The 24,912-nt window shown below is 71.6% G+C and carries 22 protein-coding genes; 12 read left to right on the top strand and 10 right to left on the bottom strand.

Going from position 1 to position 24,912, the window contains the following annotated elements:
* Positions 1-215 precede the first annotated feature (215 nt).
* Entirely contained in the window at positions 216-1,157 is a 942-nt protein-coding gene (locus J7E86_RS02835; RefSeq protein WP_374223758.1) for a hypothetical protein, read from the bottom strand.
* Positions 1,158-1,213: 56 nt separating this feature from the next.
* Between J7E86_RS02835 and J7E86_RS02830 the strand changes: the two genes are divergently transcribed.
* The 4 genes from J7E86_RS02830 to glmM all read left to right on the top strand — a co-directional run bounded on the left by J7E86_RS02830 (position 1,214) and on the right by glmM (position 6,221).
* Positions 1,214-2,860 carry an ABC-F family ATP-binding cassette domain-containing protein gene (locus J7E86_RS02830; RefSeq protein ID WP_215079414.1) on the top strand — a complete coding sequence of 549 codons (1,647 nt, stop codon included), beginning with the start codon at positions 1,214-1,216 and terminating at the stop codon, positions 2,858-2,860.
* Positions 2,861-3,667: 807 nt separating this feature from the next.
* Entirely contained in the window at positions 3,668-4,114 is a 447-nt protein-coding gene (gene rplM, locus J7E86_RS02825; protein ID WP_215079412.1) for a 50S ribosomal protein L13, read from the top strand.
* A 44-nt stretch (positions 4,115-4,158) separates the two neighbouring features.
* Positions 4,159-4,674, top strand: coding sequence for a 30S ribosomal protein S9 (gene rpsI / locus J7E86_RS02820; RefSeq protein ID WP_215079410.1), 516 nt, complete (start codon positions 4,159-4,161; stop codon positions 4,672-4,674).
* Between the two features lie 188 nt (positions 4,675-4,862).
* Positions 4,863-6,221 (top strand): phosphoglucosamine mutase, encoded by a 1,359-nt coding sequence (gene glmM, locus J7E86_RS02815; RefSeq protein WP_215079408.1) that lies wholly within the window; start codon positions 4,863-4,865, stop codon positions 6,219-6,221.
* Here the strand turns inward: glmM and J7E86_RS02810 are convergent.
* Together J7E86_RS02810 and coaA are read right to left on the bottom strand one after the other, a co-directional pair.
* The gene (locus J7E86_RS02810; RefSeq protein WP_215079406.1) at positions 6,218-7,198 is read right to left on the bottom strand and encodes a DUF389 domain-containing protein; all 981 of its coding nucleotides are present in this window, start codon (positions 7,196-7,198) and stop codon (positions 6,218-6,220) included. The genes glmM and J7E86_RS02810 overlap by 4 nt on opposite strands.
* Before the next feature lie 27 nt (positions 7,199-7,225).
* On the bottom strand, positions 7,226-8,221 hold the full coding sequence (gene coaA / locus J7E86_RS02805) for a type I pantothenate kinase (protein WP_215079404.1): 996 nt from the start codon (positions 8,219-8,221) through the stop codon (positions 7,226-7,228).
* 204 nt (positions 8,222-8,425) lie between these two features.
* Between coaA and J7E86_RS02800 the strand changes: the two genes are divergently transcribed.
* From J7E86_RS02800 to J7E86_RS02790, 3 genes are all read left to right on the top strand, one after another.
* The gene (locus J7E86_RS02800) at positions 8,426-8,746 is read left to right on the top strand and encodes a hypothetical protein (RefSeq protein WP_215079520.1); all 321 of its coding nucleotides are present in this window, start codon (positions 8,426-8,428) and stop codon (positions 8,744-8,746) included.
* Between the two features lie 86 nt (positions 8,747-8,832).
* Complete coding sequence (glmS, locus tag J7E86_RS02795) at positions 8,833-10,680, top strand: glutamine--fructose-6-phosphate transaminase (isomerizing) (RefSeq protein WP_215079403.1); 1,848 nt, start codon at positions 8,833-8,835, stop codon at positions 10,678-10,680.
* Complete coding sequence (locus J7E86_RS02790; protein WP_215079401.1) at positions 10,677-11,045, top strand: holo-ACP synthase; 369 nt, start codon at positions 10,677-10,679, stop codon at positions 11,043-11,045. The genes glmS and J7E86_RS02790 overlap by 4 nt, the downstream gene beginning before the upstream one ends.
* Before the next feature lie 249 nt (positions 11,046-11,294).
* On the opposite strand, the gene J7E86_RS02785 is transcribed toward J7E86_RS02790, so the two are convergent.
* Genes J7E86_RS02785 through J7E86_RS02775 form a run of 3 tightly spaced genes read right to left on the bottom strand, consistent with a single transcriptional unit; the run spans position 11,295 to position 14,075 of the window.
* Positions 11,295-12,164: an ABC transporter ATP-binding protein gene (locus tag J7E86_RS02785; protein ID WP_215079399.1), complete on the bottom strand. Its 870-nt coding sequence runs from the start codon at positions 12,162-12,164 to the stop codon at positions 11,295-11,297.
* A 1-nt stretch (position 12,165) separates the two neighbouring features.
* Complete coding sequence (locus tag J7E86_RS02780; RefSeq protein ID WP_215079397.1) at positions 12,166-13,026, bottom strand: ABC transporter ATP-binding protein; 861 nt, start codon at positions 13,024-13,026, stop codon at positions 12,166-12,168.
* A complete protein-coding gene (locus tag J7E86_RS02775) occupies positions 13,023-14,075 on the bottom strand; it encodes an ABC transporter permease (RefSeq protein WP_215079395.1) in 1,053 nt (350 codons plus the stop codon). Before J7E86_RS02775 ends, J7E86_RS02780 begins: the two co-directional genes overlap by 4 nt.
* Positions 14,076-14,226: 151 nt before the next feature.
* On the opposite strand from J7E86_RS02775, the gene J7E86_RS31750 reads away from it, so the two are divergent.
* The 3 genes from J7E86_RS31750 to J7E86_RS02760 all read left to right on the top strand — a co-directional run bounded on the left by J7E86_RS31750 (position 14,227) and on the right by J7E86_RS02760 (position 17,159).
* Entirely contained in the window at positions 14,227-14,862 is a 636-nt protein-coding gene (locus J7E86_RS31750) for a TetR family transcriptional regulator (protein ID WP_215079393.1), read from the top strand.
* 260 nt (positions 14,863-15,122) lie between these two features.
* Positions 15,123-16,307 carry a helix-turn-helix domain-containing protein gene (locus J7E86_RS02765; RefSeq protein ID WP_215079391.1) on the top strand — a complete coding sequence of 395 codons (1,185 nt, stop codon included), beginning with the start codon at positions 15,123-15,125 and terminating at the stop codon, positions 16,305-16,307.
* Positions 16,308-16,622: 315 nt separating this feature from the next.
* Entirely contained in the window at positions 16,623-17,159 is a 537-nt protein-coding gene (locus tag J7E86_RS02760; RefSeq protein WP_215079389.1) for an ATP-binding protein, read from the top strand.
* 40 nt (positions 17,160-17,199) lie between these two features.
* On the opposite strand, the gene J7E86_RS02755 is transcribed toward J7E86_RS02760, so the two are convergent.
* The gene (locus tag J7E86_RS02755; RefSeq protein WP_215079387.1) at positions 17,200-17,496 is read right to left on the bottom strand and encodes a hypothetical protein; all 297 of its coding nucleotides are present in this window, start codon (positions 17,494-17,496) and stop codon (positions 17,200-17,202) included.
* A 129-nt stretch (positions 17,497-17,625) separates the two neighbouring features.
* Positions 17,626-19,020 (bottom strand): condensation domain-containing protein, encoded by a 1,395-nt coding sequence (locus tag J7E86_RS02750; protein WP_215079385.1) that lies wholly within the window; start codon positions 19,018-19,020, stop codon positions 17,626-17,628.
* Between the two features lie 251 nt (positions 19,021-19,271).
* On the opposite strand from J7E86_RS02750, the gene J7E86_RS02745 reads away from it, so the two are divergent.
* Both J7E86_RS02745 and J7E86_RS02740 read left to right on the top strand, forming a co-directional pair.
* Positions 19,272-22,550 (top strand): serine protease, encoded by a 3,279-nt coding sequence (locus J7E86_RS02745; protein ID WP_215079383.1) that lies wholly within the window; start codon positions 19,272-19,274, stop codon positions 22,548-22,550.
* Between the two features lie 71 nt (positions 22,551-22,621).
* Positions 22,622-23,479: a hypothetical protein gene (locus tag J7E86_RS02740; RefSeq protein WP_215079382.1), complete on the top strand. Its 858-nt coding sequence runs from the start codon at positions 22,622-22,624 to the stop codon at positions 23,477-23,479.
* 3 nt (positions 23,480-23,482) lie between these two features.
* Here the strand turns inward: J7E86_RS02740 and J7E86_RS02735 are convergent, their stop codons facing one another.
* A complete protein-coding gene (locus J7E86_RS02735; RefSeq protein WP_215079380.1) occupies positions 23,483-23,626 on the bottom strand; it encodes a hypothetical protein in 144 nt (47 codons plus the stop codon).
* 86 nt (positions 23,627-23,712) lie between these two features.
* On the bottom strand, positions 23,713-24,912 hold a 1,200-nt coding region (locus J7E86_RS02730; RefSeq protein ID WP_215079378.1), incomplete at its 5' end, for an NAD(P)H-hydrate dehydratase.

Below are 24,912 nucleotides of genomic sequence, written 5' to 3'. Positions count from 1 at the left end.
CAAGCGCCGGGCAGGCTCTTTGTCCTCAGGCGCCGGACGGGCTGGGGGTGCGGTTGGCGGCCGCGGCCGGCGGTCAAAGATCGTCCTCAAGCGCCGGACGGGCTGGATGGGTGCGCCCGGTGGTTATCCGGCGGTCAAAGACTGTCCTCAAGCGCCGGACGGGCTTGATTGTGCCCGGCGAGCGCCAAATCCAGCCCGTCCGGCTGGGACAACGTCTATGCCTGCTTGCCCGGCCCCGTGCCCGCCCCGCTCGGGGACGCCGACTTCACCGACGCCGCCGCCTGCGCGTTCGCCCGCGCCATGATGCGGCGGAACGTGTACCCCGCCACATCCCGGCCCGCCGTCAGCGCGGCCTTGTCGTCCTCGGCGACCGCCTTGCCGTTCGCGTAGCCCGCGACCGTGAAGTACGCGTAGCGACCCTCCGCGTTGGCCGTCAGCCGGCAGGCGGTCGCGCGGCAGAACGCGGGGTCGTCGTCCCCGGACAGGGACGCGATGTTCCCCGCGGCCTGCTCCTTCGCCTTGTCCGCCGCCGCCTTCGTGTCGAAGATCGCGACGCCGACCGTCACGGCCACCCCGTCGCGTACGTACGTCGCCCGCAGCACCTTGCGGCAGCCGTTGTCCGTGAGGACCGAGCCGAGGGCGCCCTGCGTGGCGGAGGCGCAGTCCGAGGTCGTGGCGGTGGCCGTGCGCGTGTACTTGCGTTTGTCGAGGACCGGCTTGGTGTGCGGGAACAGCGTCTTCGTGCTCAGCGGCGCCTTGTCCTTCTCCGCGCTGGATATGAACTCGCGCGGGTTGGGCGGGGGCGGCGGCGCGACCTGCGAGAAGGACGGCTGAGGGGTCCCCGAGGAACCGGGCAGCTTCTCCGGCGAGGGCAGGCCGGACGCCTTCGCGCCGCCCTTGCCCGAGCCGACGACGGCGAACGCCACGACCGCGGCCACCGCGCCGGCGGCCAGCACACCGCCACCGCCGAGCAGCAGCCATTTGCGGCGCCGGCCGCGGGCCGCGGTGTTGTCGGCGAGGGCCGCCCAGTCCGGGGTCTGCTGCGCGCCGGGCCCCCAGGGGGCAGACGGCTGCGGCGGCGGGGGCGGACCCCACTGCGGTATCGGCTGATGGGGGTCCTCTGGGGCCCCATGCGGCCCTGCCTGCCCAAAGCTCATGGCGTGCATCGTAAACCGGTTGGTCGCACCCCTCGTCGCCGGAGACAATCGCTGCCATGGGACATGTCGACGCAGCACACCTGGAGTACTACCTTCCGGACGGGAGAGTGCTGCTCGGCGACGTTTCGTTCCGGGTCGGGGAAGGCGCGGCGGTCGCTCTCGTCGGCGCCAACGGCGCGGGCAAGACGACGCTGCTCCGGCTGATCTCCGGCGAGCTCCAGCCGCACGGCGGATCCGTCTCGGTCACGGGCGGGCTCGGCGTGATGCCGCAGTTCGTGGGGTCCGTACGGGACGACCGTACGGTGCGTGACCTGTTGGTCTCCGTGGCCCAGCCGCGCATCAGGGAGGCCGCGCGGGCCGTCGACGAGGCCGAGCACGCGATCATGGTGGGGGCACCTCCCAGCGGTAGCTGGGGGAGGGACGACGAGGCCGCGCAGATGGACTACGCGCAGGCCCTCTCCGACTGGGCCGAGGCCCGCGGCTACGAGGCCGAGACGGTCTGGGACATGTGCACGATGGCCGCGCTCGGCGTCCCGTACGACAAGGCGCAGTTCCGCGAGGTCCGCACGCTCTCCGGCGGTGAGCAGAAGCGACTGGTCCTGGAGTCGCTGCTGCGCGGCACGGACGAGGTGCTGCTCCTGGACGAGCCCGACAACTACCTCGACGTCCCCGGCAAGCGCTGGCTGGAGGAGCGGCTGCGCGAGACGAAGAAGACGGTCCTCTTCGTCTCCCACGACCGTGAGCTGCTCGCCCACTCCGCCGAGAAGATCATCAGCGTGGAACCGGGCCCGGCCGGATCGGACGTCTGGGTGCACGGCGGTGGATTCGGTACGTACCACGAGGCCCGCAAGGAGCGCTTCGCCCGCTTCGAGGAGCTGCGCCGCCGCTGGGACGAGAAGCACGCCCAGCTGAAGAAGCTCGTGATCAACCTGCGCCAGGCCGCCTCGGTCAGCCACGAGATGGCCTCCCGCTACGCGGCCGCGCAGACCCGGCTGCGGAAGTTCGAGGAGGCGGGGCCCCCGCCGGAGCCGCCGCGCGAGCAGGACATCCGGATGCGGCTGCGCGGCGGGCGTACGGGCGTCCGCGCCGTGACCTGCGAGGGCCTGGAGCTCACCGGCCTGATGAAACCGTTCGACCTGGAGATCTTCTACGGCGAGCGGGTCGCGGTCCTGGGCTCGAACGGCTCCGGCAAGTCGCACTTCCTGCGGCTGCTCGCCGGGGACGACGTCGCCCACACGGGCACGTGGAAGCTGGGCGCGCGGGTCGTGGCCGGCCACTTCGCCCAGACCCACGCCCACCCCGAGCTGATGGGCCGCACGCTCGTCGACATCCTGTGGACCGAGCACGCGAAGGACCGGGGCGCGGCGATGTCCGTCCTGCGCCGGTACGAGCTGGAGAAGCAGGGCGACCAGCGCTTCGAGAGATTGTCGGGCGGCCAGCAGGCGCGCTTCCAGATCCTGCTGCTGGAGCTGGCCGGTACGACGGCGCTGCTGCTGGACGAGCCGACGGACAACCTGGACTTGGAGAGTGCGGAGGCTCTGCAGGAGGGGCTGGAGGCGTACGAGGGGACGGTGGTGGCCGTCACGCACGATCGGTGGTTCGCGCGGGCGTTTGATCGTTTCGTGGTCTTCGGCTCGGACGGGCTCGTCCGCGAGGTCCCGGAGCCGGTGTGGGACGAGGCGCGGGTGGTTCGGGCGCGGTAGTTGGGTGCCGGGTGACCGCCCGGCGGGCGGTGTCCTCAAGCGCCGGACGGGCTTGGTGGGGGTGCGCGCGTCAGTCGTCCGGCCGTCACGGATTGTCCTCAAGCGCCGGACGGGCTTGATGGAGTGTGTGCCGTCAGTCGTCCGGCCGTCACGGATTGTCCTCAAACGCCGGACGGGCTGGATGGAGTGCGGCCGGGTGGTTCGGCCTGAGGCCAAGGAATGTCCTCAAGCGCCGGACGGGCTTGATTGGCGTGCCGACAGTCGTCCGGCCGTCACGGATTGTCCTCAAGCGCCGGACGGGCTGGAGATGGCCGGTCTCGCAGTCGTCCACGGCCTGCACATGACCACGCACGGTCCGCACGAACAAGCCCGTCCGGCGATTGAGGACGCCTGAACCGGCAGGGACCCACCGCGAGAGCCCTTGACCGAGCCCGTCCGGCGGTTGAGGACGCCAGTACGGGCCGGGCCCGCCGGGAGAGCCCGCGACCGAGCCCGTCCGGCGCTTGAGGACAAGGCCCCGCAGGGCCGTGCGGACCGCCGCCCCCGGCGAACCGGTAGGACCATGTGTTTTGACCCTGCCGGTAGGCGACGGGTACTCTACGAGTTCGTTATGCGTATTGGCTTGGTCGTTCTCACGCGAGGGGCCCTTACGCTTGTCCACCGGGCCGATGACCAGCGGCTGACGATCGGGTTGCGTCCCCGAGCGTCGCCAAGGCTGTCGTGATCGTCCAGGTGGCCTTGTCAGGACCCGTCCCCTCGGCCCTAGGGCTCGGGGAGACCCCACTCGAAGAAGCGAAGGCTACGACCGTGCGTACGTTCAGCCCCAAGCCCGGCGATGTCCAGCGCCAGTGGCACATCATTGACGCGCAGGACGTTGTCCTGGGCCGTCTGGCCTCTCAGGCCGCCAACCTCCTGCGCGGCAAGCACAAGCCCGTGTATGCGCCGCACATGGACATGGGTGACTTCGTCATCATCATCAACGCCGACAAGGTGCACCTGTCCGGTAACAAGAAGACCCAGAAGCTGGCGTACCGCCACTCCGGCTTCCCGGGTGGTCTGCGCTCCGTCCGTTACGACGAGCTGCTGGACAAGAACCCGGAGAAGGCCGTCGAGAAGGCCATCAAGGGCATGGTTCCCAAGAACTCTCTCGGCCGCCAGATGCTCTCGAAGCTGAAGGTCTACTCGGGCAGCGAGCACCCGCACGCCGCCCAGCAGCCGGTTCCGTTCGAGATCACCCAGGTCAAGCAGGGCTAGTCCCGGCCACCGCCGAACCAGACAGAAAGTATCTGAGGAGAATCGTGGCTGAGACCACCGCCGAGACCCCCGTCGTCGAAGATGAGGCTGGCGTCGAGGAGTACACCACCGAGACCGAGGTCGTCGAGTCGGAGTACACCTCCGAGTCGCTCGCGTCCCGTTTCGGTGACCCCCAGCCGGCCGCCGGCCTGGGTCGTCGCAAGAACGCCATTGCCCGCGTCCGGATCGTTCCCGGCACCGGCCAGTGGAAGATCAACGGTCGCACCCTTGAGGAGTACTTCCCCAACAAGGTGCACCAGCAGGAAGTCAACGAGCCCTTCAAGGTGCTCGAGCTCGACAACCGCTACGACGTCATCGCCCGCATCGCGGGTGGCGGCGTGTCCGGCCAGGCCGGCGCCCTGCGCCTCGGCGTGGCCCGTGCGCTGAACGAGGCGGACGAGGACAACAACCGCGGCCCGCTGAAGAAGGCCGGCTTCCTGAGCCGCGACGACCGTGCGGTCGAGCGCAAGAAGGCCGGTCTCAAGAAGGCCCGCAAGGCCCCGCAGTACAGCAAGCGCTAAGCCTCGGCTTCGCTGCTTCTGCTCGAACGCCCCGGCGGCACGATCCGTGCCCGCCGGGGCGTTCGGCTATCGGCGGCACGGGGCGTATACCTGGACGTACCTGGATTCAACGCTCCGGTCCCGGACTCGACACCTTGATGTGCGGGGGCCGCTCACGGGCCCCGTACCGCGTTTTTCGGAGGACACCAGTGGGACGACTCTTCGGTACGGACGGCGTGCGCGGTGTCGCCAACGCCGATCTGACGGCTGAGCTGGCGCTCGGCCTGTCGGTCGCCGCGGCGCACGTACTCGCCGAGGCGGGTACGTTCGAGGGCCACCGCCCCGTGGCCGTGGTCGGCCGAGATCCGCGCGCGTCCGGGGAGTTCCTGGAGGCCGCCGTGGTGGCCGGGCTCGCCAGCGCGGGCGTGGACGTGCTGCGGGTGGGCGTGCTGCCCACGCCGGCCGTCGCCTACCTGACCGGTGCGCTCGGCGCGGACCTCGGCGTGATGCTCTCCGCCAGCCACAACGCCATGCCGGACAACGGTGTCAAGTTCTTCGCCCGCGGCGGCCACAAGCTCGCCGACGAGCTGGAGGACCGGATCGAGCGCACCTACCGGTCCCACGCCTCCGGTGAGCCCTGGGACCGTCCCACCGGCGCCGGCGTCGGCCGCGTCCGCGAGTACGACCAGGGCTTCGACAACTACGTCGCGCACCTGATCGGCGTCCTGCCCAACCGCCTCGACGGCCTCAAGGTCGTCATCGACGGCGCCCACGGCGCCGCCGCCCGCGTCTCCCCCGAGGCGTTCGCCCGCGCCGGCGCCGAGGTCATCACCATCGGCACCGAGCCCGACGGCCTCAACATCAACCACGAGTGCGGCTCCACCCACCTGGACAAGCTGCGCGCCGCCGTCGTCGAGCACGGCGCCGACCTCGGTGTCGCCCACGACGGCGACGCCGACCGCTGCCTGGCCGTGGACGCCAAGGGCGAGGAGGTCGACGGCGACCAGATCCTGGCCGTCCTCGCGCTCGCGATGCGCGAGGCCGGCTCGCTGCGCAAGAACACCGTCGTCGCCACCGTGATGTCCAACCTGGGCTTCAAGCTGGCCATGGAGCGCGAGGGCGTCGAGCTGGTCCAGACCGCGGTCGGCGACCGCTATGTGCTGGAGGAGATGAAGGCGCACGGCTTCGCCCTGGGCGGCGAGCAGTCGGGCCACGTCATCGTCCTCGACCACGCCACCACCGGCGACGGCACCCTGACCGGCCTGATGCTGGCCGCGCGCGTCGCCGCCACGGGCCGGCCCCTGGCCGACCTGGTGGGCGTCATGGAGCGCCTGCCGCAGGTCCTCATCAACGTCCGCGACGTCGACAAGTCCCGGGTGACGTCCTCGCCCGAGCTCACCGCCGCCGTCACGGCCGCGGAGAGCGAGCTGGGCTCCACGGGGCGGGTGCTGCTGCGGTCGTCCGGTACGGAGCCGCTGGTGCGCGTCATGGTCGAGGCCGCGGACATCGAGCAGGCTCGGGCGGTCGCGCAGCGGCTGGCCGACGTGGTGAAGTCGGCACTGGGTTAAGGGTTTCCGGGGCTCAGCCCCGGGCCCCGGTCCTCCATCGCCGGACGGGCTGTCAAGCGTCGCTGCCTGGCCCAGAACCACTTCTGGGCCAGGAGCGTCACCGTTCCCGCCACGACGATGCCCAGCAGGTTCAGGGCCAGCTGCACCGCCGACCCGCGGGTCTCCGACCAGTTGCCGTAGGACAAGGCGACAGCCGCGTTCGCCGCCGCCGGTACCGTCGTCACCGAGATCGCGACGCCGATCAGGGCCCCCGACTTCGCCGAGGTCAGGGAGAGGATCCCGGCGACGCCCGCGAGGAACGCCACGATGAACGAGAAGGCGTCCGGCTGCCAGATGAACGCCGTCTGCGGCCGCGGCGCGAGGAACCTCGCCTCGTGGAAGAGGCCCAGCCAGTCCATCAGCAGGCTGAAGCCGCCGGTCAGGGCCATCGCCACGGGGAAGCCCACCAGCAGCGCGACCGTCGAGCGCCACGCCAGCCGGGGCGCGCGCCGCACGATCGCCGTGCAGAGCCCGGCCAACGGGCCGAACTCCGGGCCCACCGCCATCGCGCCCACGATGAGGATGGCGCTGTCGATGATCACGCCGCACGCGGCGAGCATCGTCGCGACCGTCAGGAACGCCATGAACGTGACGGTCAGTGTCGACTCCTCGTGCGTCTCCCCGACCAGCGACTCCCAGACGATCGCGTCCGCGCCCTCGCCCGGAGCGTCGTTCTCGGCGATGTCCGCCCGCCGCGACAGCGTCAGGTCCACGTCGTCGACGGAGACCGCGCCCCACTCCGGCACGCCCACCGCCCTCAGCCGCTCCAGCAGCTCGTCGGCGGCCTCGCGCGCCACGTCGCACAGCACGATGTCGCCCTGCGGGCTGCGCGCGGCTCCGGTGAGTACGGCCAGGTGCGTGGCGCCCACCGTGCTCTCCACGAGGGCGACGACCTCGTCGGTGCGGTCGGCGGGAGTGATCATCCGCAGATGGAGCATGGGCGGTGTATCCGTCCTGACGGCGTATCAGAGCTTGCGCAGCGACAGGCGCTGCACCTTGTGGTCGGACCCCTTGCGCAGGATCAGGTTCGACCGGCCGCGCGTGGGGGCCACATTCTCCAGCAGATTGGGCTTGTTGATGGTGCGCCAGTTCCGGCGGGCGTAGTCCAGCGACTCGTCCTCGGAGACCTGGGTGTAGCGGCGGAAGAACGAGTGCGGGTCCTGGAAGGCGGTCAGGCGCAGCTTCTTGAACCGCTCGTAGTACCAGCGCTCGATGTCCTCGGTGCGCGCGTCCACGTAGACGCTGAAGTCGAAGAAGTCGGCGAGCCCGAGGCGGGTGCGGCCGTCGCTGCCGGGGAGGGCCGGCTGGAGGACGTTCAGGCCCTCGATGATCAGGATGTCCGGGCGGTGCACGGTCAGTCGCTCGCCGGGCACGATGTCGTAGATCAGGTGGGAGTAGACGGGCGCGGAGACCTCGTCCTTGCCGGCCTTCACGTCGGCGACGAAGCGGGTCAGGGCGCGCCGGTCGTAGGACTCGGGGAAACCTTTCCGCGACATCAGTCCCCGGCGGTGGAGCTCGGCGTTGGGCAGCAGGAAGCCGTCCGTGGTGACCAGCTCGACGCGCGGGTGCTCGGGCCAGCGGGCCAGCAGCGCCTGGAGCAGGCGGGCCGTGGTCGACTTGCCGACCGCGACGCTGCCGGCCACGCCTATGACGAACGGTGTGCCCGGCTGCGATCCGTGGCCGCGGTCGCCGGCCTCGCCGAGGAAGGTGTTCAGGGTGCCGCGCAGCCGGCTGGTCGCGCCGACGTAGAGGTTGAGCAGGCGGGAGAGCGGCAGATAGACGTCCCGTACCTCGTCCAGGTCGATCACGTCGCCGAGCCCGCGCAGACGCTCGACCTCCTCGGCCGTCAGTGGCAGCGGGGTGTTCTCCCGCAGGGCGCTCCACTCCGCGCGGGTGAGATCCACGAAGGGGGAGGAGTCTGCGCGGCGGCGGTGCTGCGGCTGCTCTGAGGTGGTCGGCACGGGCCCATTGTGCGCGGGTGGCGTGCGCGGCTCACTTCCGGGTGCCGGATGAGGGTGTTCTCATGGGGTTTGTGTGACTCGTGCGGTTCCAGAGTGTGGCCCTCGCGGCTCCGGACGGTGAAGTTCGGCGGTGACTCTGTACCTACTGGCCGGTCAGTACTACCGTCCCTGCCTCCAGACCACCGCACCACGCTAGGGACCGCCGTGTTGGTCATCCACTCCGTACGGGCCGCCGTACGCAGGCTCGTCTGTCATGACCCCCGTGATCGCCGCACGGGCCCCGCCGGGCCCGCCGACCGCGTCGGCGCCGTCCGCGGCCGGGTCCGCGGCCGTACCGCCGTGCCACCGGACTTCGCCGCGCAGGTGTGCGGCGAGCTGAGCGCCGAGCTGCCCGACGAGGACCTCGGCCAGGACCTCGACGACTGCCTGGACCGCTACGAGCTCGGCAGCAAGCCGCGCTGCGAGGAGGTCGAGTACCTCGAACTCGTCCAGGAGGCGATCGACCGCATCGAACGCGGCCGCTAGGCGTTCGGCGCGGCCGGCGAATCCGGTCGGGGGCGTTGCGCCATTGGTGGCACCTTCGCACGGGCCCGAGCCGTACGCTGCTGCGCATGTGCGGAATCGTTGGCTATGTGGGAGGGCAGTGCGCCCTCGACGTCGTATTGGCAGGGCTCCGGCGCCTGGAGTACCGCGGCTATGACTCGGCCGGGGTCGCGGTGCTGGCCGACGGCGGTCTGGCCGCCGCCAGGAAGGCGGGCAAGCTCGCCAACCTGGAGAAAGAGCTCTCCGACCGGCCGCTGCCGTCCGGCCCCACGGGCATCGGCCACACCCGCTGGGCCACCCACGGCGGTCCGACGGACGCCAACGCCCACCCCCACCTCGACAACGCCGGCCGCGTCGCGGTGGTCCACAACGGCATCATCGAGAACTTCGCGCTGCTGCGCGCGGAGCTGGCGGAACGCGGCCACCTCCTCGGCTCGGAGACCGACACCGAGGTCGTCGCCCACCTGCTGGCCGAGTCCTTCTCCTCCTGCGGCGACCTCGCCGAGTCCATGCGCCAGGTGTGCCGCCGCCTGGAGGGCGCGTTCACGCTGGTCGCCGTCCACGCCGACGAGCCCGACGTCGTCGTCGGCGCCCGCCGCAACTCCCCGCTCGTCGTCGGCGTCGGGGACGGCGAGTCCTTCCTCGCCTCCGACGTCGCCGCGTTCATCGCCCACACCCGCGACGCCATCGAGCTCGGCCAGGACCAGGTCGTCGAGCTGCGCCGCGACGGCGTGACCGTCACGGACTTCGACGGCGCGCCCGCGGAGGTACGGGCGTACCACGTCGACTGGGACGCGTCGGCGGCGGAGAAGGGCGGCTACGACTACTTCATGCTCAAGGAGATCGCCGAGCAGCCGAAGGCCGTCGCGGACACGCTCCTGGGCCGCATCGACGTGGCGGGCGCGCTCTCCCTGGACGAGGTGCGGATCCCCGCCTCCGTGCTCCGCGAGGTCGACAAGGTCGTCATCGTGGCCTGCGGCACGGCGTACCACGCCGGCATGATCGCCAAGTACGCGATCGAGCACTGGACCCGCATCCCCTGCGAGACCGAGCTGGCCAGCGAGTTCCGCTACCGCGACCCGATCCTCGACCAGCGCACGCTGGTGATCGCCATCAGTCAGTCCGGCGAGACCATGGACACGCTGATGGCACTGCGGCACGCGCGCGAGCAGGGCGCGAAGGTCCTGGCCATCTGCAATACGAACGGCTCGACGATCCCCCGCGAGTCCGACGCCGTGCTCTACACGCACGCCGGCCCGGAGGTCGCCGTCGCCTCGACCAAGGCGTTCCTGACCCAGCTCGTGGCCTGCTACCTGGTCGCCCTCTACCTCGGCCAGGTGCGCGGCACCAAGTGGGGCGACGAGGTCGTCTCGGTCATCCACGAGCTGTCCGAGATCGCCACGCAGGTGGAGGAGGTGCTGGAAACCATGGAGCCGGTGCGCGAGCTGGCCCGGTCCCTCGCCGACAAGAACACCGTGCTCTTCCTGGGCCGGCACGTGGGCTACCCGGTGGCCCTGGAGGGCGCCCTCAAGCTCAAGGAGCTCGCCTACATGCACGCCGAGGGCTTCGCCGCCGGCGAGCTCAAGCACGGGCCGATCGCGCTGATCGAGCAGGACCTGCCGGTCGTGGTGGTCGTGCCGTCCCCGCGCGGCCGGTCCGTGCTCCACGACAAGATCGTCTCCAACATCCAGGAGATCCGGGCCCGGGGCGCGCGCACCATCGTGATCGCCGAGCGCGGCGACGAGGCGGTACGCCCGTACGCCGACCACCTCATCGAGATCCCGGCGACCCCGGTGCTCCTGCAACCCCTGGTGGCCACCGTGCCGTTGCAGGTCTTCGCCTGCGAGCTGGCGACCGCCCGCGGCAACGAGGTCGACCAGCCGCGCAACCTCGCCAAGTCGGTGACCGTCGAATGATCGTCGGAGTGGGTATCGACGTGGCCGAGATCGACCGTTTCGACGCGGCGCTTCGGCGGACGCCGGGCATGGCGGACCGCTTGTTCGTCTCGCGCGAGCTGTATTTGCCGAACGGCGAGCGGCGCGGGATCGCGTCCCTGGCGGCCCGCTTCGCCGCGAAGGAGGCTCTCGCCAAGGCCCTGGGGGCACCGGCCGGCTTGCTGTGGACGGACGCGGAGGTCACGACGGAGGACAGCGGCCAGCCGCGGCTGGTGGTCACCGGCACGGTGGCCGCTCGCGCGGAGGCGCTGGGGGTGACGTCGTGGCACATCTCGCTGAGCCATGACGCGGGGGTCGCGTCCGCGGTGGTGATCGCGGAGAAGTAGTGACGGGGCGGGAAGTGCGGCCCTGTCGTGAGGGGCCGCGCGGGCCCGGGAGGCGGGAGGCCGGGAACCGACGCGTCCTGGGTCTTCGGGACGGCATCGCATCCGATGGGTCTACGGCGCGATGGGCTCGGCGCCGAGGCCGCAGCCGGCTGCCGGCGTACATCTCGACGTGATCGATCATCCACCGGGTGGTGTCGTCCATCTGCTGTAGCCAACGCTCCCGCTGTCCTGGCCTGTTGGCGGTGTGGCTCAGCCGGGTGTGGGCCGGCGGTCGATGACGGTCATCTTCTCTTCGAGGGTGGCGGGGACTTCGTGGACCTCGGCGGTGATGCCGGCGGTGGTCAGGGCGGTGCGGACGGTGTCGGGCGGGGTGTCGGCGAGTCGGACGCGGCGGCCGTTGAGGGTGACGGGGAGTCCGGCGGCGTCGAGGGCGGCGAAGGCGTCGGCCCAGTGGGGGGTTTCGACTTCGCAGGCGGTGGTGCCGCCGATGATGTCGGCTTCGGTTCCGGCGGCGACGGCGTGTCCGTGGGACATGAGGACGAGCCGGTCGCACTGTTGGGCTTCTTGCATGTAGTGGGTGGTGACCAGGACGCCGGTACCGTGCTCGGCCTGGTCGTGGACGGCGTCCCACAGGCGGGCTCGGGAGAGGGGGTCGACGCCGGAGGTGGGTTCGTCCAGGACGAGGAGTTCGGGGTGGTGGGCGAGGGCGATGGTGAAGGCGAGCCGGCGTTGCAGGCCGAGGCCGATCTCGCCGACGAAGCGGTGCTCGACCGCCGCCAGAGCGGGTTCGAGGACGGGAGGCCCGGCCTCGAAGGCGGCGGAGGCGAAGGAGATGTTCTCCGCGACGGTGAGGGTCTGCCACAGCCCCAGCCCCTGGGGGACGTAGCCGAGGCGGCCGCGGGTGGTGCGGTCGGGGGTGCGGCCGAAAGCTGCGACAGCGCCTTCGGTGGGGACGGTCAGGCCCAGGAGGATGCGGATGAGGGTGGTCTTGCCGGCGCCGTTGGCGCCGAGCAGGCCGACGATCTCTCCCGGGCGCACAGCCATGGAGACGGTGTCGACGGCCGAGAAGGCGCCGTAGCGCTTGGTGACACGGTCGGCGCTGATGAGAACGTCACTCATGTCAGGACTCCTGCTGCTGGGCGGCGAGGGTGAGGGTGATGACGGTGTCCTCCATGTCCGCGCGGATCGGCTCCTCGCCGGGCCGGGCGGGGCCGGGGTGCCAGGAGCGGGTGGCCCGGCCGCGCCGCCAGGACAGCTCGCGTGGGCCGGCGGGGCCGTCGCCGGTGGTCAGGGTGCCGGGGGCGTGGGCGAGGACGTCGGCGGGGGTGCCGGAGGCGAGGGCGCGGCCGCGGTCCAGGACCAGGCAGGTGGAGGCGCGTTCGGCTTCGTCGAGATAGGTGGTGGCCATGACGACGGCGGCGCCGTCGGCGGCGGCCCGGGAGATCAGCCGCCATAGGTCGACGCGGGAGACGGGGTCGACGCCGGTGCTGGGCTCGTCCAGGACGAGCAGGCGGGGGCGGTGGAGGATGGCCAGGCAGAAGGCGAGTTTCTGCCGCATGCCGCCGGACAGGGCGCCGGCGAGCCGGTCGGTGGCCCGGTCCAGTCCCGCCGCGGTGAGAAGCCGGTCGCGGCGCTGGACGAGGTCCGGGCCGGTCAGGTGGTGGGCGGCGGCGACGAAGGAGAGGTTCTCGGCGACGGTGAGGTCCTGCCAGACGCCGGAGGCGCCGGTGGGCATGAAACCGCAGTCGACGGGGGCGGGCGCGCTGACGTTTCCGGTGGCAGGGCGGACCCGGCCGACGAGGGCCCGCAGCAAGGTGGTCTTGCCTGCGCCGTCTCCACCGACGACGGCGGCGACCTGCCCGGGGACCGTGGCCAAGGTGACGTGGTCCAGGGCGGTGGTGGCGCCGTAGGCGACGGTGACGCCGAAAGCGCCCCAGCCCTGCCCATCGGAGGCGGGAGTGCTGGTGGGAGCGGTGTTCATCGGGCGCTCCCGGTGGGGACGGCCTTGCGGCCGGGGGTCTTGGGGGCGGTGGGGGCCAGATCGCGGCGGAAGCGCAGCACGGCGGCGGAGAACACCAGGACCGACATGCCGGCCAGGACGCCGAGCGGCAGGGTCAGAGAGCTCAGGGGTGCGTCACGGAGCATGACACCCTTGGAGATCATGTTGAAGTACGTCAGCGGGAACAGGTAGCCGATCCACCGCACCCCGGCCGCCATCGAGGCCAGCGGGAAGATCATCCCGGACAGCAGGATCTGCGGCATCAGCGTCAGCAGCGCCATCTGCATGGCCTGACCCTGGTTCTGGGACACCGAGGAGATCAGCACGCCGATCCCCAGCACGGTGAACAGGAACAGCACGGCCCCCAGCGCCAGCACGGCCACGTTCCCGGCGAACGGCACCCCGAACAGCAGGCAGCCCAGCACCGTCACCAGCAGCATGTCCACGGCCGCGAGCACGAAGTACGGGGCGATCTTGCCCACGATCACGTCGGACGCCTTGAACGGCATCACCGCCAGCTGCTCCAGCGTCCCGGCCTGGCGTTCGCGGACCAGCCCGATCGCGGTGATGATCGTCCCGATGAACGCCATGATCATCCCGACCAGGGCGGGCACCATCACCCACGACGTCTTCAGCTCAGGGTTGAACAGCACCTCCGGCTCGAGCGCGCCCCCGGAGGCCAGGGACGCGGAGGCGGCGGCCTGGGCGGCGAACTGGTCCGACCCGTCGATCAGCACCGTCGACGTCCTGCCCGTGGCGTCGGTGAGCACCACCGCCCCCGCGTCCTGCGCACGCAGCGCGTCACGTGCCTGGTCCCGCGTGCCCTTCGGATCGACCTTTGCCACGTCGAACGGCGCCTTCAACTGCGCGGCCACCGTCTTCGCCCGAGGTCCGTAGACGCGAGTGGGCACGTCGTCGCCCCGGAAGTTCGCCGCGTACCCGAAGACCACCAGCAGCGCCAGCGGCAGCACGATGATCATCGCCATCGTCCGCCTGTCGCGCCGCAGCTCCAGGAACTCTTTGAGGATCATTGCCCACATCGGGCCCACCGCCTTGTCCGGGGCGCCCGCGCACGGGCGCCGCTCCGCCACGCCCCCCACCAGGGCGGCGACGGGGCGGGATCAGCGTAGGAACGGCGGTCATCGAAATGCAACGCGTGTTTAATTTCGATAGGCTCGACGGGTGAGCGATCCCATCCCCCCAGCCCCGCAACCGCGACGCCCGGGCCGGCCGGCGGGAAGCCGTACCGGGCAGAGCCCCGCCCGCGACCGCATCCTTGAGGCCGCCCGACGGCAGTTCGCCCAGGGCACCTACGCCTCCACCACCGTGCGCGCCATCGCCGCCGAAGCGGGGGTCAACCCGGCCCTGGTGATTCATCACTTCGGCAGCAAGCGCAACCTGTTCGCCGCCACCCTGCGACTGCCGCTGCACGTACGCGACAAGATCGCCGCCTTGGTGCGCACCGACTCCGCCGACCTGGGCGAACATCTGGTGCGCCTGTTCCTGGGCCTGTGGCAGGACCCCGTATTCCGCGCCCCACTCGCGGCCATGATCCGCTCGGTCTTCAGCGACAGCGAGGCCTCCGACGCCCTCGGTGACTTCTTCACCGCGGAGATGATCGGGCCCATCGTCGCCGCCTCCGGCCACGACCAGCCCCACCTGCGCGTCTCCCTGGTGGCCAGCCACCTCCTCGGACTGGCCAGCGCCCGCCACATCCTGGGCATCGCCCCCTTGGTCAGAGCCGACACCGAACACCTCGTCGCCTGCGTCGGACCCGTGGTCCAGCACTACCTCACCGGTGACCTCCCTCGCCGCTGACGGGGCTTAGGAGTGGCGCCGGTGCGCGTGGCTCCTCTGAATGATCACGGATCACGGATCACGGATCACGGATCACGGATCACGGATCGCGGATCGCGGATCACGGTGTCGGCGGTGGTGATCGCGGAGAGGCCCGCGGGGTGACCTGCTCCGGTCCTGGCCGACAGGAGAACGGCCCCCAACTCCACGGGGACCGTTCGTCGTTCCCCTGTCAGAGGGCAGGGGTACCGTTCTGGTGTCGAGTCAGAACGGAGCACAGTATGCCCCCGTATTTCGGCGAACACACCGGCGCGCGGGTCGCGCACGCGCGCAAGGCGCGCCGGCTGACACAGCGCGAATTGGCCGACCTGTCGCATGTCTCGTACAGCACGCTGACGAAGATGGAGCAGGGCATTCTGCCGGCGAGCCCGTCGGTGATCGGAGCGCTGGCGCGTGCGCTCTCCGTGCCCGTTACCGAGTTGACCGGGCAGCCGTACCTCGACGAGCTGCGCCATGACCAACTGGACGGGCTGATCCAGCCGATCCGCGAGGCGCTGAACATCTACGACCTGGGCCCCGACCCGGACGTGGTGCCGCGCCCGGTCGACGAGTTGGAGGCGCACGCCGAGAGGCTGTGCGCCCTGGTGCGCGCGACGAACATCAAGCAGGTCGCCGCCGGTCTGCCCGGTCTGATCCACGAGGCGACGACGGCTGCCCACCTCGCCGCCGACGGACGCCACTGGCGCCTGCTGGCCAGCACGTATCGCACCGCCTACGACGTGACGACCAAGCTCGGCTTCTTCGACCTCTGCACGGTCGCGCTGGACCGGCTGGACTGGGCAGCCCAGCGCGCCTCGGACCCGCTGCTGGCGGGAATGCGGCAGTACCTGCGGGCCCTGGCCTATCTGCGCGCCGGTGACTACCGGACGGGCGAGCGGCTCGTACGGCTGGGGATGTCCACTCTGGAGCAGGCGGACGCGGGCCGGGTGCGCGACGTGGTCACCGGGCAGCTCCACCTGGGTGCCGCAGTGCTGGCGGGCCGTGACAAGGACGAGGACACCGCCGAGGGCCACCTCGACGAGGCGCGGCGGCTGGCGGAGCGGACGGGACCGGCGGAGAAGGTGCACTGGCTCTCGTTCGGGCCGACCAACGTCGGCGTCCACCGCGTGAGCGTCCTCGCCGAGCTGGACCGGTATCCGGAGGCCCTGAGGGTCGCGGACGAGACGCCGATCCCCGAGAGCTGGCCCCCGTCGCGGCTGGCGCATCACTGCTCCGAGGTGGCCCGCGCCCAGATGTGGACCGGCCGCACGGACGCCGCGTTCCAGAGTTTGCGGAAGGCACGCAAGCTGGCACCGCAGCAGACGCGCTACCACCCGACGGTACGGGAGACGTATGCGGGGCTGGAGTCGGCGCGGCGCCGGATGCCGGATTCGTTTGCCAACTTCGGGTCCTGGCTGCGGATATGACGCCCGGTGCACCTCGGGCCACGGGTATCAGCGACGTCTGATAGTTCCGGCCTTGAGGTGTCGGCACCCTGTGATGGTCAGTGAGGACCCCCGCGACCGCGTGAACGGCCCGGGGGCGTGGCCAACGCTTCAGAGGAGCGCCGACATGCGAGACCCTATCCGCCGCCTGACCGTCCGGGCGAGAGCTCTTTTCCGCCGCTGGGACGCGGGGCCGGAGGCCGCGACACCGCCTCCGGCGGAGCCGAGCCCGTACCGCCTCGTCGCAGGGGCGCACGGGATCAACCTGATCGCTCGCGGGGCACGGGCGGCGGGCCGATGACCGCGATCAGCTGCGCGACCGTCGCGCCGCCCCGTCCCGAGACCTACCGCCTGGTCGCCCCGACAGCGCCCACCACGGCCCGGCTCGCCCGCGACTTCGTCACCGCCGCACTCGCCGCCGCGAACCGCCGCGTGCTGATCGAGGAGGCCCGGATCTGTGTGTCCGACGCCGTGGCCAACGTCGTGCGGCAGGCGCGGGTGCCGGAGCTCACCGTCGAGCTGACCGTCCTGCCGGGGAGCGTGACCGTCGCCGTACGCGACGACGACCCGACCCGCCCGCCGTGGCCCCGCAGAGCCGGAGCGGGGGAGGGGGACGGCCGCGGCCTGTCGCTCGTACGCCGCATCGCGCACGCGTCGGGCGTGACGTGGGTGTGGGACGGCCTGGACCTGGTCGGCAAGCAGATCTGGTTCGAGCTGCGGGAGGGCGGAACAGCGCCCTTCCCGGCCGCAGACAGCGGAAGAGGCGCGGCCGGACTTCCGGGCACGGTCGCCATCGTGGATCTGCTGCAGAGCGGAGTGGGTCGGCATGCCTGACGTTCGATGACCCACCCGCGCCGGCCGAGTCGTTCGCTCGCTACTCGGTCACGACATTGAAGGCCGGGTACACCCTGGGCGTGAACTCCGGAATTCCGGCCTCTTGGGCGTACGGGAGCATGATTTCCGCGAATCGCTGCCATGCTTCCTCGGACTCCCAGACATCCACGACGAACCAGCCGTTCTCTCCCTGTCCGGCAACGTGTGCGATGACACCAGGCACTGGCCAGTCCGAGCGGTTCTTGACCAGGCCACGCCCGTTGCTCACCTTGTTCGCGACCTGCTCGTACTGGGCCTGAGTGGCTCCGGTCATGTTCAGCTCGACGATGATCGCCATAGCAGCTCCGTCCGCGGTGGGCATCGGTGTCCACCCAGTCGATCAGCGGTCGGTGCCTTCCGCACGGGGGCACCGGCCGCACGGGTGACGGGCGCGACAGCAGGAGAGACCTTTCGGAAACGTCCGTGACTACGCGCGCACGGCCGCGCCGCGCGTCACCGAGACGATGAGTTCCCGCAGATGCTCGACGTACAGCCGCATGTTCTTGTACGCGGCCTCGGTGTCCGGATAGCGGGCGGCGAACTGCAGGCCGTCGGGGAGCCGGGTGACCCACGCGCACACCTGGTCGCCGTAGGAGACCCGGATCAGCGCGTACGCCTTCAGGTCCTGCCACCGCTCCGATCCGGGGACGTCTCGCGCGTCGATGAACGAGACGATCGAGTACAGGTCCGGGGACGTGGGCCGGAAGTCGGAGCCCAGCAGGCGCAGGACCCGGGCGATGGGCATCCGTGACAGCGGCTTGTTCTTCCGCACGGCGGCACGGACCAGTTCCAGCGCACTGTCGAAGTCCGTCGCCCGGTCCACCGGGATCTCGATCGGCGCGCCGCCCACGTACCAGCCCACCGAGTCCGACCACTGGGACTTCACCCGGGTGTGGAACGGCACGACGGTGCGGTACACCCGCTGCCCGCCGATCTCGCGGACGATGAGGGCGGTGGCCGCGAGGACGCCGATCAGGCTCCCGCCGTACGGGCGGCAGTGCGCCTCGAAGGCTGCCGCGTCCGTGTCGTCCACGAGCATCTCCCGCATGAACTTCTGCGTGGGCAGCGGCGCTTCGGGGTCGAGGCCCAGATCGACGGGGAAGTTCGGCAGCTTTCCGTCGCAGCGGGTGACGAACTCCCGCCAGCGCCCGACGATCGCGTGCGTGTCGTCGATCTGATCGGCGTTCGTGCGCTCGATCGCACAGAAGTCGACGTAGCTGGCGACCGGCGGCGCCTCCACGGCACGGCCTTCGAGGGCGGACGCGTAGAGTCCGTGGATCTCGGCGGCGATGCGGTAGAGCGAGTACGCGTCGACATTGCTGTGGTCGAAGACCATGTAGACACTCGCGCCGTCCGCCCTGACGACCGCGCTGAAGACGAAGTTCGGCCAGGTGAGCGCGTCCGCCGCGACGTCGAAGCGGTCCTGCAAGTACCGGGTGAGCACCGCCGCGTCGGAGAATTCGCCCACGTCCTCGCGGTGCAGCGCGACGGCGTCGGCGTCCAGCGTGAAGCGCCGCATCTCGTCGCCGACCCAGCGGAAGCCGCTGCGCAGCGTCTCGTGCCGGAGCGTCCAGGCGTGCAGCGCGCCCTGGAGGGCATCGAGATCGACCTGCCCCGGGATGTCGAACGCCGTGCCGGTCCAGGTCGGTACGGACAGACCGTCCTCGCGTACCGAACGAGCCGTTCGGATGTGGGCCTCCTGTACGTACGCGGGCGGCCGGGGATCCTCCGGCAGACCGGTCGCCGCCTCGACGGTCGCCGGATGCAGCGTCCATTCCACGAGACGGCCGGGCCGGACCTCGCAACGCTGGATGTCAGTCATTCGCACGGGGGCTCTCCGTTCACGCGCCCTCGGGGCGCAGACAGGGCAGGGAGGGAGCTGATGAACCGAGCGCGGGTGACGGTCGCCGGCCGCGCCATGGGGCATCGCCACCACCCGGCTGTCGATCCTCCCCATGGGGCATCGCTCAATGACACGCCCGGATCAACGAATCGGATGATCCGAAAGAAACGCGGTGGCGGCGGCCTGTGGCGTGCTCCGCCCCTCGCGTCACCGGGCGATCGACGCCCAGGGTGACCACCGCGGCGAGGGCGGCGGGGATCGACCCCGGCTCGCCGACGGCGCGGCCCGTCGTCGACGAGCTGGTGGAGCGGTGCGCCGAGCGGCCCATCCTCCGGACGCCCCGTCCCATCTGTCGTATCGTCAATTACGCGCCACAGCAGGGCGGAAAGAGGCGAAGGGGGCGGGTCGTGCACCCGGCTAAGGAACGCATTGCGGCCGTATTCGGGCGGAGTCAGGGAAGCGGCTACCTCCTCGCACCGAATCTCGTTCTGACCGCCGCGCACGTGATCGGCGACTGCGACACCCCCCGGGTGATCGTGCCAGGTGGCGTCGGGCAGGTGCGCTGCCGGGTGGTGTGGGCGCGGGACGACAACCGGCGGTGCGACGCGGCGCTGCTCGTCGCCGAGCGGGACCTCGTCGACGAGGAGACGGCGGCCGCCTTCGAGCCGGTGGTCTGGGGCCGCGCGTACGACCTGCGGGTCTGGCCCGGCGCGCAGGCCATCGGCTACCCGCACGTCCAGCGCGACGCCGCCGGCGAGCTCGACACCGAGCAGGTGACGGGCTCCCTCAAGCCGGGCAGCAATCTGCTCAGCGGCCGGCACGTCCTCGACAGCGACTGCGGCGCGCCCGCACCGCCTTCCGGCGGGGGCTCGCCGTGGGCGGGCATGTCCGGTGCGGCCGTCTTCGTGGACGGTCTCCTCGCGGGCGTGGTCTGTGCCGACCCGAACGGGTGGCGGCACGGGCGGCTCACGGTGACGCCCTCGGCGACGCTCTGGTCGGACTTCACCTTCCTCAGCGACTGCCTGCTGGCGGGCCACAAACCGGAGTCCCGGTCGCTCGCCTCGCCCCGGCAGCTGGAGATCGAGGCGTTCGAGCGCAGGCTGCGCGACTACATCGTCGAGAAGTCCGGCGAACTGACGATCATCGGCCTGACGCTCTCCGACGGCGAGGGCGAGACCTGGCCGCTCGACGCCGCCTACCTCAGCCTGGAGCTGACCGGCGCGGAGGCCGCGCGGCGGATGTCCGCGGACACCTTCGGGCTCCCTTCCGGCGAGGGGTCCGGCGGCTCCGTGGCGTCACCGAAGCGCGCGGAGGAGGCACTCGCCGGGCAGCGCCGCGTCCTGCTGCGCGGGGCGGCCGGCTCGGGCAAGACCACGCTGCTGCAATGGCTCGCCACGATCACCGCGCGCGGCGACCTGCCGCCCGGCCTCGGCCACCTGAGCGGCTGCATGCCGCTGACGCTGCCGTTGCGGACGCTCATCCGGCGGGGTGAGCTCCCGCAGCCGGAGGAATTCCTGGCCGCCGCCGCGGGCCCGCTCTCCGGCCTGCCCGCCGCCCAGGGCTGGGCCACCCGCAGGCTGACCGAGGGCACGGCGCTGCTGCTGATCGACGGTGTGGACGAGGTTCCCGAGGCCGACCGGCGCCGGACCCTGACCTGGGTCAAGGACCTGCTCGCCGCCTATCCGGAGGCCCGGTACGTCATCACCACCCGCCCCTCCGCCGTACGGGAGGGCTGGCTGGCCGACTCCGACTTCACCGAGCTGGAACTGCTCCCCATGAGCCGCGGTGACGTCACGGCCTTCATCGACCGCTGGCACACGGCGGCCGGGCAGCGCGAGAACGAGCGGCTGCGCGCCTTCCGCGACTCCCTCACCACCGCCGTCGTCACCAAGCGCGACCTCGGCATGCTGGCCACCAACCCGCTGATGTGCGCGCTGATCTGCGCCCTCAACCGCTCCCGGCACGGCTACCTGCCGCACGGGCGGATGGAGCTCTACCGCGCCGCGCTCGAACTGCTGCTCGTACGACGTGACCGCGAGCGCGAGATCGTCATGGGCCAGGACGGGCCGGAGCTCGAACAGGCCCAGCAGATCGCGTTGTTGCAGAAGATCGCCTACTGGCTGATCCGCAACGGCCGCTCCGTGATCGAGTGGCACAAGGCCGTCGAGATCCTCGAACGGGCCCTGCCCGCCATGCCGTCCGTCGCGGCGCGCGGCAGCGCGGAGGAGATCCTCCGCCACCTCGTCCTGCGCAGCGGCCTGCTGCGCCGGCCGACCAGCGAGACCCTCGATTTCATCCACCGCACCTTCCAGGACTACCTGGGCGCACAGGCCGCCGTGGAGGACTGGGACTTCGACGTCCTGGTCGCCCACGCCCATGACGACCAGTGGGACGACGTCCTGCGCATGGCGGTCGGCCACGCCCCGCCGCGGGCCCGCGCGGAACTGCTGCGCCTGCTGCTGGCGCGCGGCGACCGGGAGGAGACCCACCGGGCCCGCCTGCACCTGCTGGCCGCGGCCTGCCTCGAACACGCCACGGAGGTCGACTGGGAGGTACGCACCCGGGTCGAGAAGGCCGCGGGCGAACTCGTACCGCCGCGCGACCTCGAAGCGGCGAAGGAGCTGGCGGCGGCGGGCCACGTGGTCCTGGACCTGCTCCCGGGCCCGGAGGGGCTGCCGGAGGAGGTGGCGCACGCGGTGGTCGTCGCGGCGACGACGGTGGCGGACGAGAAGGCGATCCCGCTGCTGTCGCGGTACGTCGCCCATCCCTCCCTGCGGGTGCGGGCGCAGCTGGCGTGGGCGTGGGACCGGTTCGATACGAAGCGGTACGCGGAGGCGGTGATCGGCCGGCTTGCCTACGAGGACGTGGGGGAGGGGACGCTGGACTTCGTACTGAAGTCACGGGAGCACGTCACCGCGCTCAAGGAGATGGGCGGGCGGCCGCGGGTGCGGATTCAGGGCGCGTTCGAGGCGGGTGATCTGGCGGATCTGGACACGCCCGCACTGAAGGCGCTGCTCATCACCTCGGTCGACCGGCCGTGGGAGGTGCCGTTGCCGCAGGGGATCACCCATCTGAACCTGGGCGGCGATCTGAACGCCCGTTGGCTTCCGAGGATGAACCATCACCCGTGCCTCGAAAGCGTCTATCTCAACTGCCTCGGCTTCGATTTCCGGGACCTCGCCCTGGAGACCGTTCCCCGGCTCAGAGAACTGGCCACCCGCATGGAGAACCTCGCGGCGCTGAAATTCGCGCGGCCGATGCCCCGGGTGGAGCGGCTGATGCTGAGCAGGCCGGCGAATCTCGACGGACTGCCGTACGTGCCGAAGGTCTATCCCGGCCTCCGGGAGTTCCTTTTCGCCGGCCATACCGAGCTGACGGAACCTCTGGACCTGGCGCACTTGCGCCCCCTCGGGCCGATCAGAATCGATGTCGTCCACGCCGGCCCGGTCCTGCACGGCGAAGCGCTCCCCGAGGGCACCCACCTGACCATCCGCCCCCCGGATGCATAATTCCCCTCTCTGATCGAGAGCGGCACAAAGGGACGACCTTCCACGGCCGCGCCGTCCCGAAGGTCCGCACCATGCCTGAGCAGCCCGAACGCCCTGCCGTCCCCGACGACGTCTGGGAGCGGTTCGTCCGCGACAACACTCCGCAGCCCGCTGCCGCGCCGGAGCCCCGTCAGGTTCAGCCGTCGGCCAACCGCAAGAACTACCTGCGCACAGCCATAGCCGTCCCCGCCCTGGCCGCCGCCGTGACCGCCGTGCTCGTCCTCCTGCCGATCGGCGGCAAGGCCCACGACAGGGACCAGGCCAAGGACGCCAAGGACGCGGCCCCCGCCGCCGCCCACCCGAGCGACGCGGCCCCCGCCATCACCGCCTCCCTCCCGCCGGACGCCCCGGCCGCGCTCCCCTCGCTGCTCGCCCGCCCGGTGATTACAGGAGAACGAGCGTTCCCCGACGCTGTGGTGAAGGGCCGCTCCGGCCAGGAGTACCGCCGGGTGGACACGGCCACCACGACGGACTGCTCGCGCGTCGTCAGCGAGGAGCTCGCCGCGCTGCTCGACCAGTCGCGGGGCTGCCTGCGTTCCACGGCGGCGCTCTACGTGGACTCCGCGAAGAAGGCCAGGATCAGTGTCACCGTCATGAGCTTCCGGAAGGTCGAGGACGCGGCCACGGTGATGGGTATGGCGACGATGTCGCCGGTCCGGTACCAGGTCGTCTCCCTGGACCCGCCGCCCGGCTCGGACCTTCCCCCGCTGCGGCCGGGCGGGGCCGGGGTGCTCCGGCGCGTCATGACCGTACGGTCGGTCGTGTTCGCCAACGCCGAATGGGCGGACGGCCGCACGACAGGGGAAGCCGAGCTCACGGCGATGGACAGCGAGCTCCTCGACCTCGCCCGGATGAAGGTCGCCGCCTACGAGCAGGGCAAGGCAGGCTGAGGCTCAGCGCGTTGCTTCGGCCAGGCGTCGGTCCAGCTCGGCATCCAGACGCGCCTCCTCCTCCGGCGTGGGGTCGTAGCCGTTCCACTCACGCAGCAGCAGGCTTACCCGCTCCGCCTGTTCGGCACGGTCGTCGGTGTCGGTCATCGCGTCGGCCCTCCTCCGCTCGTCCCGTCGACAGCATGACGGGCCCACACCCGCGCCCGCTGTGGTTTCCCTCCGTCGGACGCCGATCACCTGGCCCCCACCTCCCCCCAGACCCCCCGCAGCGCATCCGCCACCCCCATCGCCGTCAGGGGTGCCGCTCCCAGGGACCGGGCCGCCAGGCCGTGCAGGTACGCGCCCACCGATGCCGCGTCGCGGCCCGTCAGGCCCGCTGCCAGCAGTGAGCCCGTCAGGCCCGACAGGACGTCGCCGCTGCCCGCCGTCGCCAGCCACGGTGTTCCCGTCGGGTTGACGCGCACCGCGCGGTGGCCGGAGGCGACGACCGTCGTGGAGCCCTTCAGCAGGGCCGTCACGCCGTACCGTTCCGCCAGTTCGCGCGCCGATGTCAGGCGGGTCGCCTCCACGTGGGCGCGGGAGGCACCCAGCAGTGCGGCGGCCTCGCCGGCGTGCGGGGTCAGGACGGTCTCGGCGTCGCGGGCCCGTAGCGTCTCGGCCGTCAGCAGGCGCAGGCCGTCCGCGTCGACCAGGACCGGTACGTCGGAGGCCAGGACGTCGTCCAGGGCCCGCCGGGCCGCCGCGTCGTCGCCGACGCCCGGGCCCACGACCCACGCCTGTACCCGCCCGGCCTTCGCCGGCGGGCCCGTGGTGACCAGGGTCTCGGGGAAGCGGGAGACGACCGCGTCCGCCGCGGGGCCGGCGTAGCGGACCGCGCCCGCGCCGCCGTGCAGGGCGCCCGCCACGGCCAGGAGCGCCGCGCCGGGGTAGCGGGCCGAACCGGCCACCACGCCCACCACACCGCGCCGGTACTTGTCGCTCTCCGCCTGCGGCCGCGGCAGCAGCGCGCCGACGTCCGCGTGCTGGAGCGCCTCCGCGTCGGGGCGGCGCGGCAGGAAGGGCTCCAGCCCGATGTCGATCAGGCGCAGCGCGCCCGTGTGCTCGCGCGCCGGGTCGATGAGCAGGCCGGGTTTGTACGCGCCGAAGGTGACCGTCGCGTCCGCCCGCACCGCCGTCCCCCGCACCTCGCCGCTGTTCGCGTCGACGCCGCTGGGCAGGTCCACGGAGACGATCAGGGCCCGCCCGGACCTCGCGGCCTTCACCAGCGCCTCCGCGTCCGGGCGCAGGCCGCCCTTGCCGCCGATGCCGACGATGCCGTCGACGACCAGGGCGGCGCCGCGTACGGTCCGGTCGCCGGCCTCCGCCGAGGCGATGCGCCCGCCGGCGGCCCGCAGCGCGGCCAGGCCGCCCGCGTGGGCCCGGTCCGGGCTGAG

It is taken from the genome of Streptomyces sp. ISL-11 (assembly GCF_018614525.1).
Classification (GTDB): domain Bacteria; phylum Actinomycetota; class Actinomycetes; order Streptomycetales; family Streptomycetaceae; genus Streptomyces.
The sequence above is the reverse complement of the archived record's forward strand: the minus strand, read 5'-3'. Positions and strand labels throughout refer to the sequence as shown.